Source organism: Vibrio sp. J502, assembly GCF_025397955.1.
In the GTDB taxonomy this organism is placed as follows: Bacteria; Pseudomonadota; Gammaproteobacteria; order Enterobacterales; family Vibrionaceae; genus Vibrio; species Vibrio anguillarum.
Genome location: NZ_CP104555.1, coordinates 667,578 through 680,029 on the forward strand (window position 1 = coordinate 667,578; position 12,452 = coordinate 680,029).

A 12,452-nucleotide genomic window follows, 5' to 3' on the forward strand; every position below is an offset into this window, starting at 1 on the left:
GCATTAACGGCATGATTTTAGTATAATCAATGCCATGAAAAAGACGCCAAATATCAACTCAGAAAGCCAAGATGTTGCCGAGCTACAAGCGATGGTGAAAGCGCTGTTGGCGTCAGAAACCCAATTGAAACAAGAGCGTCAATCGCTGCTTGAACAGCTCAAACTTGCCTTCGACCGTCAGTTCGCTAAACGCTCGGAGGCGTTAAAGCCTTACGATGAATCTCAAGGTGATCTCTTCAACGAAGCGGAGTGTGAGGCCGCTAAGGAAGAAGAGGTTGAAGTTGTCACAACGACCATCACAAAGAAGAAACGTGGTAAACGCAAACCACTGCCAAAGACCTTGCCTCGTGAAGTTATCGAACTCGATTTAAACGACGATGAAAAGCAGTGCACTTGCTGTCAACATAACCTGCATAAAATCGGTGAAGACCGTAGCGAGAAACTTGAGTTCACGCCAGCGGTACTAAAAGTGTTGGAATATGTTCGTCCTAAATATGCTTGCCGCCAATGCGAGCAAACAGAAGACAAAAACCACGTCGTTCAAAAGCCAGCGCCGCAAAGCATTATCCCGAAGAGCTTCGCCACAGAAAGCTTGTTGGCCAATATCATCCTCGGCAAATATCAATACGCGATGCCACTTTACCGCCAAGAATCCCTGTTTACCCAGTCGGGTATCGAACTCTCACGAACCACCATGGCAAGGTGGATTATCCAAGTCAGTGAGAAGTTCGCTCCACTTTACGCGGCCTTAAAAACGCACCTACTTGAGCAAGTGGTGATTCAGGCGGATGAAACGCCGCTCAATGTCCTCAAAGAAGATAAACAGTGTTATATGTGGCTTTACTGCTCGGGCGCAGACTCGCCTGAAGCCGCCCTCCCTAATGTGAGAAATATCGTCTTGTACGACTATCAAAACAGTCGAGCTAGGGCGTGCCCTGTTGCCTTCTTGGGGGATTACAGTGGTTATCTACAAACCGATGGCTATGGTGTTTATGATGGGCTTCATCTCGTCACCAATGTCGGTTGCTTGGCGCATGCTCGGCGCAAGTTCATGGAGGCGAAAAAGCTGCAAGGCAAAGGCAAGTCAGGCAAAGCGGATAGTGCATTGGCTAAAATCCAGAAACTCTATGGAATAGAATCACGCTTAAAAGGTGCCTGTGCCGAAAAACGGAAAGCAGAGCGCCAAGAGCATGCTAAGCCGATACTGGATGAGCTTTATGAATGGATGACAACTCAGAAAGTGCTTGAGTCTAGCCCGCTGGGTAAAGCGATAAAATACACGCTCGGTCAGTGGCCGAAGCTGAGCCGCTATATCGATGACGGTCACTTATCGATAGACAATAATCGTGCTGAACGCGCAATAAAACCGCTGGTTATAGGCAGAAAGAACTGGCTCTTCTCGACCAATCCCAATGGAGCTGAAGCGAGCGCGATGCTTTACAGTATCGTCGAGACAGCGAAAGCCAACGGCCTTATCCTTTACGACTACATGGTTAAGTGCATGAAAGAGCTAGCGAAATCTGAGCCTGATATCGATGCACTCCTGCCTTGGAACTTCCAACACTAACAATATCGCCCCGTGGGATCATGGGGCGGATACGGTGGTTTACTTTGAATTCACGGTAAAATTCACATAACAAGCAATTCAAGTGGATTCTCAACGCGTGGCAGTTTTACTATGCGTTGAGTAAAGTGTTTTATGGTGCAATGCAGCGGCTTGGCCAGTGCGTTGTTCACCACTTAATTGGGCGTTATGCCTTTGGGGCTAGAGATAGTGATACCCAGAGAGGGTATCAAATAGTTCTAAGGTGGTTGATGTTAATAGTTTCAACACCATTTTCGAAGAAGTGGGTATAAGCTCTAAGATCATCGGTAATTACGAAGCACTTTTTTGACTTGGCTGCTTGAATAACAGCCATATCCGTAATACCGATGTAGCTAAATCCTTTAGATGAAAGCAGAGTTTTTTTATTGACATACTCTTCTTCAAACACTTCTATATGAGGTACTACTTTAGAAAGGAAATCATCAAACTGGTGTTTGGGGATTTTCTCAATAAAATTCCATGTTTCTGCCAAAACATGTGGAGTAACTATTAACTTATCAAACTGACCTACATAGAATTCTAGAAACTCAAAATCATCAACAGAATATTTTTCAGTTCTTTTGAACTGGGGCACTAGTTCTTTGTCATATACACCTATTAGGTACATTACTAAGAGGTTAGTATCCAACATAACCCCAGCTCTGCGGTATCTACGAAGTAAGTCATCTAACATTGACATTAGTTAAGCGTGCGAATTTTCATCGACAGTACTTCGCCTGTCTCTAAGTCAACTTTGAATTGCTTATACTCTTTAGCCGCCGGGTTACTTATGGAGTATGTTTTTTGTGCAAAACCCAAGGTGATCAGCCAGTGATCTACGTTTTTTTCGATTTCTTCCACAGTAATGTTCAAGTTGTAAACATCTTGGGTGAACTCTCGAAAATACTCTGCTGCTTTATGGGATGCTTCTTGTGCTGAAATAGTCATGTGAACTCCTAGTGAACGTTTGCTGCATTGTAAAGTTTACATGGTGCGTATACTAGTCAAATCTGTATAGATCTCAAGTTTTAGTTTCTCAAGATCAAAGGCATAACAAACGACTATGGCGTCAATCCTTTATTTTGGGCGATGTTTTGGTCCCACATGACGCCATCTCGAAGCATAGAGTTTAGGATGACCACCATCTTGCGAACGCAAGCGATAATCGCCACTTTCTTTGGTTTTCCAGCTTCGAGTAATCGAGCGTAAGTGTCCTTGAAAACAGGGTTACATTGCATGGCTGACATCATGGCCATGTACAAAACGGTTCTCACCTGTGCGCGGCCTCCTTGGATGACTCGTTTCCCTTTGTAGCGTCCGCTTTCACGTGTAATAGGGGCGACGCCGATGAGTGAAGCTGCTTGCTTGTTGGTAATGTAGCCTAACTCAGGCACATTGCTGATGATAGACGCAGCGGCGATATTGCCGATACCAGGTACGCTTTGTAAGAGGGTATTTTTAGTTTGGTATTCGGGGCAATCTTCGATGAGTTTGACAAGCTTATTTTCAATCTTTGAGACTTGATTTTTTATCGCTGTCAGGATGGGTGTGATTGTCGAATGTAGGTACTTAGGCAAAATTTGAATACGATTTTTTTCCATGGTTTGCATCGCGAGTAGCTGATTGCGGCGAATTACTAAGTCACTCATTAAACGTATGTTTTTAGCCTTTATGACTGTCAAGTCAGGTTTAATTGCTTCACCATAATGAGCAATAAGCTGTGCATCTAAGCGGTCATTTTTGGCTCTACGACCAATAGCGCCGGCAAAGCGTTTGATATGAACAGGATTGGCACGAACAATAGGCAATTTGGCCTCGGTACAGGCTAACACGAAGGGCATTTCTAGGCGCCCAGTTGCTTCGATAACGATACGCTGTGGGTTGTGTTTTTTGATGGTGGTTAAGGCTTGTTTGATACCTTTTTCGTTGTTTGGCACGGTAAAAAAGACATCGAGTGGACGGATGTAAATATCGAGCTGTGATTTGCCAGTATCAACACCGATATTAATGTTTTGAAGTGTTTTTGTATTCATAATAAGCTAACTCTTGCTTGCGAAATGCGGGTTCGAGACCCAGTCGACTATTCGAGGTTTATGCTTGGAGTCCTATGAGGTGTTCATGTTTGTTATCGGTCTCTCGACAGAGGAGCCAGCGTTCAATCGAACTACCACATAGAAAGCTTTAGTTGCCGCTAAAGCCTGGGTCTCATTTTACCCTTTTGGCTTGGTTATTATCCATACAAACGGTTCAAGAGGGACTGCCAACGCGTGGCGGTTTTTGTTCAAATCAGCATTTGTGATTACGGTTGTTATTTTAGGTTCAGTGTTTTGCGTTGTCAGCCCCTTAACCGGGCGTTAGGCAAGGTGAGTTTTTATCAGCTAAATCGAGTTTAAATTGAACGGTAAATTCCATGTTTTGTGGTTTAATTTAAGCAATAAATAATCATCACATATTTGTTGTTTCTTGATCGCGTTGGGTTGTTTAGCGCTGTGAGTTTAGCGGCAAAATAACCTTCAGCATCCAAACGTCCGCCGAGCATGCTACGCTCGTCACTTTTCTTCCAAACCGCTCAATTTGAGTTTTTTTGTTTCTTTGCTGATTTAGCGTTTTGGTTTATAAATGAATGGTTTAATTTGCTTCAAATTTACAAAAAAGCTCGTTCTTTGGTTTTGAAAATGTCGTTGCCAATCGGTTGGCCTAACAAACGGCTCAAGAGGGATTGCCAACGCGTGGCGACTTTAGTGCAAAATTGAAGTTCAGTGTTTACAGTGTGTTTTTTAAGTTCAGCGGTGCGTTGTCAACCCCTTAGCCGGGCGTTATACCGTTTTTAGGCTCAGGAGGTCATTTGGATATTTTTAATAATCGAGAGTTAGCTACAGCTACTCTGGTAATTGCTGTCTTAATTTGGGCTTCCATAAAAAGTAAGGATGTTCTACCGGCTATAGAGTTATACCGAATCAACTTGAAGATGCAGGCTTGAGAACCTGAAAATGATCATTAATTCGAGATGTCAAAGAGCCTGCGATCTCTGGAAGAGTCACAGAAAAAAATTGGTCTATTGCCGCCTTGAAGTCCCGTTTTCTTTTGAAGTAAACGTTGTTCCTCGACTTCTCATTCATTACTTTCCATAGCCGCTCTATTGGGTTGAGGTTTGGACTGTAAGGTGGAAGATAATGCAGTTTAATATTCAGGACAAACGCCGCATCTTTGACTAAGTCACTGCGGTGATATCCCGCACCATCTAATATGATATGAAGCTTATGGGCTAACGAATAACTCTCTCTTAACTTACAGAAAAAACGAACAATCGATTCACTGTTAATGCTCTCATAGTCGTGAACAATGGTTGCACCAATATCCGACAGGTTCAGTGCGCCAATAATGTTCAATCGGCTACGATTACCCGTTGTTTCAATCACTTTATCCTGACCAGTACGTATCCAGCCATGCGATATCTTTGTTGATAGTGTTGGGTGAACTGCATCGATAAAGACTATCGATTCATCCTCGCCACAGCTTGCCTTTAGCGCTTCATACGCCTCTATGAATGCTTGCTGTTTTGCTTCATCAAACTTGTGTGGTATGCCTTTCGGTTGCTTGTAGCTAAAACCATTATGGTGAAGCCATTTGTTCATACCAGAAACAGTATAATCAAGCCCAAACGTCTCTTTAACATAGGCGACAATTTGATGAGTATGAGAATAGGTTTTCTCAGTCAAATGCTCGATTAGGTGCATGGTTTGAATAGCAGAAAGCTTGCTTTGGCTTCCTCCATTCTCAGGCTTAAGTTTTTCAGAAAGTACGTAGTCACTGAGGTGACGTGCAACGGTCGATTCATGAATACGAAGAGCTTGTGAAATCATAGTCTGACTCCAGCCTTCAGAAGCCAGCAAAACAGCCTTAATACGGTCGCAAACTCGACTATCACGCTCAATGTCGTGCATCTGTTCGAGTTGCAGTTTCTGTTGAGGAGTCAGTGTGATTTTCATGGTTTGTAGCATGATCCTGATTCTATTGAAAATCAAGCATCTTCAATGATCACGGGTATAGTCCTAAAATCCTTTTGCCATAAGTCTATACTGATAACCACAGGCACTCTGCTTTTATATATTTCAATTGTCGTATATTTACTTTATAGCATTGATGTTTGGAATGCAGGGCAACTTAAAAATACGATAGTGTGGTTTGTGTTTATTGGCTTTGTTCAGCTCATGAATACGACTAAGATCACCGATCCCAAAGAGTACTTGAAAGCATCGTTAAATTCTCAGTTTAAGTTGATTGTACTAATTGAGTTCCTAGTAGCGTTTCATTCTTATGGCTTTATAACTGAGCTATTTCTAGTAACGGTAGCTACACTATTTGCGTGTTGTAGTGCTTTTGCAAAAGGTAAGCCAGAGTATAAGCAAGTACAAAAAATATCTGACTATATTTTAGTCGTAATGGGAACTTTGATTTTCATCGACTCAATCTTAAATATATATAATGAGCCAGGTAAGTTTTTCAGTGTTAATACATTTCGGGATTTCTTGGTTCCGATGTTGCTGTCGGTATCTTTGCTACCATATGTGTATGTATTTTATTATTTTTTAGCTTACGAGAGAGCGTTTGTTATAACTCATATCTATACTGACTCTAAACAACTTCAACGGTACGCAAAAATACGCTCATTTGTTGCCTTCAAAGGAAAGCCTAGCCTTATCCATAAATGGCTGATCTATTCTTGTATTCCTGAGTTTGAGTCAAAAAAAACGATCCGAACTTCAATCGATAAATTTAAAGAGCAGCAGCGTGAATCAACGGTATAACAAGGCGTTAAAGAGGGACAGCCAACGCGTGGCATTTTTATCATGCGTTGGTTTTTGTGGTTACGGTGTTATGCGGAAGCTTGGTAATAGCGTTGGCTGCCCCTTAACGCGGCGTTAGCTGAGGTTAAGAAAAATCATAAAGTTAAGCGTTTATTTTTCTTAGTCTGAGGCTCTAGCTTTACACCTGAAAGTCAGCACTTTTCCGCGTATCTCGCCAGTGGCACTGTTCGTGAAGTGGTTGAACTAACCGAAGTCTATTTACGGGAAGTGGTGTGTTTGTTTATTTCTTTGGTGCGGCTTCTTTGGTTTTGAAGCTCTTTTGCACTAAATGGATTTCGCGTACTTGGTTGTTGGCTTCTTAGAAAGGATTCTTTGTAAATTGAAGTCTTAGAAGCTCGCCAGTTTTCCTGTTATTTCTTCTTTGCCAAGTGCTTTTCGTGGGTTAGGTTTTGGTTTTTCAGTTGTCCATTTTATTTTGTCGCTTGAAAGCAATAATGTGTTTTAAATTAGGCCGTTGGGTAGCCAATCTCCGGCTAAAGTGCAGCAGCTAACAAACGGCTCAAGAGGGATTGCCAACGCGTGGCAACTTTGGTGCAAAATTGAAGTTCAGTGTTTACAGTGGTTTTTTTGAGTCTGGCGGTGCGTTTTTAACCCCTTAGCCGGGCGTTATGTTTTTAATCAGGTTCAGGGAATCAGGAAGAAAAGAGTCAGTTATTTTTACAGCAGTACTTTCGAACTTTACCTAGTGAAGTGTCTGAAAAATATACATCATTTAGTTCGGATTATTTTTGCGCAGATGAGTATAACGCAAATCTATGTGCTGATTTAATCCTACGTGGCGAGAAACGAGCATCATGCAGCATGGAATACTGGTATAGCCATGAGGGTGAAGTTTTACCAAGAGTTGGTCATCTTCAAGTTGTCACAAACTGGGATGGTGAACCAATTTGTATAATTGAGATAACATCGGTCTCAAATTGTCGATTCAATGAAGTGTCAGAAGAGTTTGCGGCAAGTGAGGGTGAAGGCGACAAATCATTAGAATGGTGGCGTAAAGCTCATTGGAAATTTTTCTCACGTGAATGTGAAGATTTAGGTATAGAGCCTAGTGAGGATATGCTATTGGTTTTAGAGCACTTTAAGGTCGTATATCACTAAAAACATAACAAACGGTTCAAGAGGGACTGCCAACGCGTGGCGGTTTTTGTTCAAATCGGCCTTTGTGATTACGGTTGTTATTTTGGGTTCAGCGGTTTGCGTTGTCAGCCCCTTAACCGGGCGTTATGCTCTAGTCACAATCAAACTATTTTGGAATTTATCACAATGAAAAAATTAACAATTCTAGCTCTTTCATCACTAGCTTTCTTCTCATCTAACACTTTTGCTAGAGATGATGTGGGTAATTATTCGATTACAAAGGCAATGAGCTCTGAAGTGGCTAAATCTAAATTAGGCACTGAAGTTTCATTTTACTTTGGCGAGCAGAGTTACGGTAAAGTTCTCAAAGAATTAGGTGAATTTAAAACCAGTAAAAAAACGAACGCTTTCAATAAAACAGATGAAGAAGCGTGCAATTGGGTTTTTCTTTCCGCCATGATTGCTCTTAAAGACAGAGCGATAAAAGAGGGTGGAAATGCAGTAGTTAATATCAAATCAAATTACAAAAATAATCTCACTTCAAGCAACGATACTTTTCAATGTGGTGCTGGAGCCGTAATGGCTGGAGTTGCATTGAGTGGTGAAGTTGTGAAGCTCAAAAAATAAGCATAACAAACGACTATGGCGTCAATCCTTTATTTTGGGCGATGTTTTGGTCCCACATGACGCCATCTCGAAGCATAGAGTTTAGGATGACCACCATCTTGCGAACGCAAGCGATAATCGCCACTTTCTTTGGTTTTCCAGCTTCGAGTAATCGAGCGTAAGTGTCCTTGAAAACAGGGTTACATTGCATGGCTGACATCATGGCCATGTACAAAACGGTTCTCACCTGTGCGCGGCCTCCTTGGATGACTCGTTTCCCTTTGTAGCGTCCGCTTTCACGTGTAATAGGGGCGACGCCGATGAGTGAAGCTGCTTGCTTGTTGGTAATGTAGCCTAACTCAGGCACATTGCTGATGATAGACGCAGCGGCGATATTGCCGATACCAGGTACGCTTTGTAAGAGGGTATTTTTAGTTTGGTATTCGGGGCAATCTTCGATGAGTTTGACAAGCTTATTTTCAATCTTTGAGACTTGATTTTTTATCGCTGTCAGGATGGGTGTGATTGTCGAATGTAGGTACTTAGGCAAAATTTGAATACGATTTTTTTCCATGGTTTGCATCGCGAGTAGCTGATTGCGGCGAATTACTAAGTCACTCATTAAACGTATGTTTTTAGCCTTTATGACTGTCAAGTCAGGTTTAATTGCTTCACCATAATGAGCAATAAGCTGTGCATCTAAGCGGTCATTTTTGGCTCTACGACCAATAGCGCCGGCAAAGCGTTTGATATGAACAGGATTGGCACGAACAATAGGCAATTTGGCCTCGGTACAGGCTAACACGAAGGGCATTTCTAGGCGCCCAGTTGCTTCGATAACGATACGCTGTGGGTTGTGTTTTTTGATGGTGGTTAAGGCTTGTTTGATACCTTTTTCGTTGTTTGGCACGGTAAAAAAGACATCGAGTGGACGGATGTAAATATCGAGCTGTGATTTGCCAGTATCAACACCGATATTAATGTTTTGAAGTGTTTTTGTATTCATAATAAGCTAACTCTTGCTTGCGAAATGCGGGTTCGAGACCCAGTCGACTATTCGAGGTTTATGCTTGGAGTCCTATGAGGTGTTCATGTTTGTTATCGGTCTCTCGACAGAGGAGCCAGCGTTCAATCGAACTACCACATAGAAAGCTTTAGTTGCCGCTAAAGCCTGGGTCTCATTTTACCCTTTTGGCTTGGTTATTATCCATACAAACGGTTAAAGAGGGATTGCCAACGCTCGTCGACTTTAGTTAAAAATTGAAATTCAGCGTTTACGGCGCGTTTTTTGAGTTAAGTGGTGCGTTGTCAACCCCTTAACCGGGCGTTAGCATGCAGAGGTAGCATGAAAAAGATCCTTATCATCGGAAACTCTGGTTCAGGTAAAAGTTGGTTGTCAGAACAGTTATCAAAGAGACTTAGACTAAAAGAAGTTCACTTGGATTCAGTTGTTTGGGAACTGTAGTGGTCAACTAAAATTGGCCACGGTTTTAGAGTTTTCCCAATATAATCGTTCTGATTCATTGGGAGTTAGACCACCGTTATACTGATGTGGCCTGAGTTGGCAGTAATATCCGATAATGTAGCGGGTGATCTCTTGTTGAGCCTCAACGAAGCTATGATAACCCACAGTTGGCACCCATTCCGTCTTCAGACTTCTAAAGAAGCGCTCTATCGGCGCATTATCCCAACAGTTTCCTCGGCGAGATAAACTCTGTTTTATTTGAAAGCGCCACAGTAATTGACGGTATTTACGGCTGGTATAGTGACTGCCTTGATCGCTATGGAACATGACACCTTTTGACTTTCCGCGAGATTCATAGGCCATAGACAGAGCTTTACCTGTCAACCGACTATCAGGCGACAAAGACATTGACCAACCGATCACTTTGCGGGCAAAAAGATCGATAACGACCACTAAATACATCCACCGATTACCTGTCCAAATATACGTAACATCACCAGCCCAGACTTCATTTGGAGCCGTAACAGCAAATTGACGACTTAAGTGATTTGGAACGTCAATATGTTCTTGTGAAGCCTTTCTGTAACGATGCTTTGGTTCTTGGCAGCTCACTAAACCAAGAGTTCTCATTAGCTTTGTTGCTCGGTATCGGCTCAGCTTTACACCCTGATTTGTGACTATATCTGCAATGGTTCTCGCTCCCGCAGAGCCATTGCTTGCGGCGTAAGCCTCGCTAATCAAGCTGCGCAGCTTTATTGTGTCCGCATTAATTACCGTTGGGCGTTTAAGCCAATAGTGATAACTACTTCGATGAACATTGAAGACTTCGCATAATGTTTTTACGCTGTAGCTCTGCTTGAGTTTCTTGATTATCAAGAATTGTTCAGTGAATCCGACATCAACAGAGCCGTGGCTTTTTTTAATATTTCATTATGCTCTTCAAGGCGAGCCAGCTTCTTTTTCAATTCCCGAATTTCTATTTGCTCAGGGGTCATAGGTGTAGCTTTCGGTGTTTTCCCTTGGCGTTCTTCTCTAAGCTGGCGAACCCATTTATCCATCGTGGACTTGCCCACATTCATGGCTTGGGCTGCTTCAGTCACTGAGTAATTTTGGTCTAAGACTAGCTGCGCTGCTTCTAACTTAAATTCTGCGCTAAATAGTCGTCTTATATGTTTTGTCATAATGTCACCTGTTAACTTATGAGGTGATGATATCACCTCTAACTAAGTGACCAAATTCACTATGCCACTACAAATCAACCTCTATATACTCGAAGATCGTTTGGCGCATCTGGTCTCTCGTCATAATCGGCTCATATTGGATCGCTTCCACTTTCATAGAATGGAAGAAGCTCTCAACACAAGCATTGTCCCAGCAATTTTCTTTCCTACTCATACTTTGTTTTAGATTATAAGCAGTTATGAGATCTCGATAATCTTTTGAGCAGTACTGACTACCTCGATCACTATGAACGATAACCTGCTCGGGGAATCCGCGACGGAACAACGCCATTGATAGCGCATCACAGACCAGCGTAGCCGTCATTCTGGTATCCATAGACCATCCAATTACTTGTCTTGAGTAAAGGTCAATAATTACTGCCAAGTACAGCCAGCCTTCGCTTGTCGCAACATAGGTGATGTCTCCCGCCCATTTTTCATTCGGAGCAGATGCGCTAAAGTTCTGAGCCAACAGGTTTGGAGCAACAGGCATTTGATGCTTGCTGTCCGTAGTGCACTTAAACTTGCGTGCAGCTTTCGGCGTTAAATCTTGACGCTTCATACTGGCAGCAATGGTTTTAACATTGTAGCTATCACCGCTCTCAGACAGTTCTTTTTGGATACGCCTTGAACCATCTCGGCCTTTGCTGTTGGCGAAAGCTTCTTTAACTTTTGTATCAAGCTGTTGGCGAATAGCCTCGCGTTGGATGGCGTTGTGTCGATGCTTAATCCAGTAATAAAACCCACTTCGGGATATCCCGAACACCTTAGCCATACGTACTATACTGAAGCACAGCAGGTGTTCGAGTATAAACTCGTAGCAATCTACTTTAGATTCTTCGCGAAGTAGGTGGCGGCCTTTTTTACAATTTCTAGCTTTTCTGCTTGCTCAGCCAACTCCCTTTTGAGCTTAGCAACCTCTGCGGCTAGCTCTTGCTCTCGCTGACTAGTACTGGTGTCTTTCTTCGAGTTCTTCCGCCACCCGTAGATTTGAGATTCGTGTAAAGAAAGCTGTCTTGCTGTCGCAGCTACTCCCACTTTATCTGCTAACTTCAGGGCTTCTGCTTTAAATTCAGGGGAATGTTTAATTCTAGTTTTCTTAGTTGTCATTGTTCACCTCGTTAGTGATTGTACTCACTTAACTCAGTGTCCAAAACTGCTGGGGCGGATCACAAGGTCTGGAAGAGTGAAGGAACCGGAGTTGAAGGGCGTCGGGTACAGAGTAAAGGCAACTTAGATAGATTAGCGACTATTTTTGCCTTTTTAGCCGTAAGGCTCTTCCAGTTAACGCACGGCTTGGCGGTTGGAAAGACAGTAAAAGAAATGGAAGAGCGTCAAGGCTACGAACTCGCTCTGTCTCTTGAGCAGGACTTTTGATCGAGTCAAACTGCATTGAAGGTAACGTGACTTGTGATGACGTAACTTATACTGGTAAATCAAAGAGATCTGGCAATGAGATTATCCTTACTGGCCATACTTTACATACATATTTATCAGATGGCACACCATCAATATTTATTGGTTATGAGCTTGTAAATGGCGATTTTGTTTACGTAATTTCAGATTCAGGATTGTTGACAGTTACCCAAGACCAAAGAGTTTTGGTCAAGGAGCAAGGAAATTGGGACTGG

General features: G+C 42.6%; 10 protein-coding genes and 2 pseudogenes. 5 read left to right on the top strand and 7 right to left on the bottom strand.

Annotated elements, in window-relative coordinates:
• The first annotated feature begins 34 nt into the window (after positions 1 to 34).
• Positions 35 to 1,567 (top strand): IS66-like element ISVa11 family transposase, encoded by a 1,533-nt coding sequence (locus tag N5E84_RS18670; RefSeq protein ID WP_069211897.1) that lies wholly within the window; start codon positions 35 to 37, stop codon positions 1,565 to 1,567.
• A 226-nt stretch (positions 1,568 to 1,793) separates the two neighbouring features.
• Here the strand turns inward: N5E84_RS18670 and N5E84_RS18675 are convergent, their stop codons facing one another.
• From N5E84_RS18675 to N5E84_RS18690, 4 genes are all read right to left on the bottom strand, one after another.
• The gene (locus N5E84_RS18675) at positions 1,794 to 2,279 is read right to left on the bottom strand and encodes a PIN domain-containing protein (RefSeq protein ID WP_127170335.1); all 486 of its coding nucleotides are present in this window, start codon (positions 2,277 to 2,279) and stop codon (positions 1,794 to 1,796) included.
• Positions 2,280 to 2,284: 5 nt separating this feature from the next.
• A complete protein-coding gene (locus N5E84_RS18680; RefSeq protein WP_069212192.1) occupies positions 2,285 to 2,533 on the bottom strand; it encodes a hypothetical protein in 249 nt (82 codons plus the stop codon).
• A gap of 113 nt (positions 2,534 to 2,646) precedes the next feature.
• The gene (locus N5E84_RS18685; protein ID WP_019282910.1) at positions 2,647 to 3,618 is read right to left on the bottom strand and encodes an IS110 family transposase; all 972 of its coding nucleotides are present in this window, start codon (positions 3,616 to 3,618) and stop codon (positions 2,647 to 2,649) included.
• 924 nt (positions 3,619 to 4,542) lie between these two features.
• Positions 4,543 to 5,574: an IS630-like element ISVa15 family transposase gene (locus N5E84_RS18690; RefSeq protein ID WP_026027704.1), complete on the bottom strand. Its 1,032-nt coding sequence runs from the start codon at positions 5,572 to 5,574 to the stop codon at positions 4,543 to 4,545.
• 45 nt (positions 5,575 to 5,619) lie between these two features.
• Between N5E84_RS18690 and N5E84_RS18695 the strand changes: the two genes are divergently transcribed.
• From N5E84_RS18695 to N5E84_RS18710, 3 genes are all read left to right on the top strand, one after another.
• Entirely contained in the window at positions 5,620 to 6,393 is a 774-nt protein-coding gene (locus N5E84_RS18695) for a hypothetical protein (RefSeq protein WP_069211932.1), read from the top strand.
• A gap of 750 nt (positions 6,394 to 7,143) precedes the next feature.
• Complete coding sequence (locus N5E84_RS18705; RefSeq protein WP_081245499.1) at positions 7,144 to 7,551, top strand: ASCH domain-containing protein; 408 nt, start codon at positions 7,144 to 7,146, stop codon at positions 7,549 to 7,551.
• A gap of 165 nt (positions 7,552 to 7,716) precedes the next feature.
• Positions 7,717 to 8,157: a hypothetical protein gene (locus N5E84_RS18710; RefSeq protein ID WP_029190018.1), complete on the top strand. Its 441-nt coding sequence runs from the start codon at positions 7,717 to 7,719 to the stop codon at positions 8,155 to 8,157.
• Positions 8,158 to 8,170: 13 nt separating this feature from the next.
• On the opposite strand, the gene N5E84_RS18715 is transcribed toward N5E84_RS18710, so the two are convergent.
• The 3 genes and pseudogenes from N5E84_RS18715 to N5E84_RS18725 all read right to left on the bottom strand — a co-directional run.
• Positions 8,171 to 9,142 (bottom strand): IS110 family transposase, encoded by a 972-nt coding sequence (locus tag N5E84_RS18715; RefSeq protein WP_019282910.1) that lies wholly within the window; start codon positions 9,140 to 9,142, stop codon positions 8,171 to 8,173.
• A 462-nt stretch (positions 9,143 to 9,604) separates the two neighbouring features.
• Positions 9,605 to 10,782 (bottom strand): IS3 family transposase gene (locus tag N5E84_RS18720; RefSeq protein WP_095661382.1). Its coding sequence is split into 2 segments (ribosomal slippage): positions 9,605 to 10,524 and positions 10,524 to 10,782, totalling 1,179 coding nucleotides; the frame shifts between segments, so codons are not numbered across the junction.
• Between the two features lie 73 nt (positions 10,783 to 10,855).
• Positions 10,856 to 11,931 (bottom strand): annotated as a pseudogene (locus N5E84_RS18725) (IS3 family transposase); the annotation flags it as partial.
• A 60-nt stretch (positions 11,932 to 11,991) separates the two neighbouring features.
• Here N5E84_RS18725 and N5E84_RS18730 point away from each other — a divergent pair.
• A pseudogene (locus tag N5E84_RS18730) lies at positions 11,992 to 12,198 on the top strand (IS4 family transposase); the annotation flags it as partial.
• Positions 12,199 to 12,452: the final 254 nt, after the last annotated feature.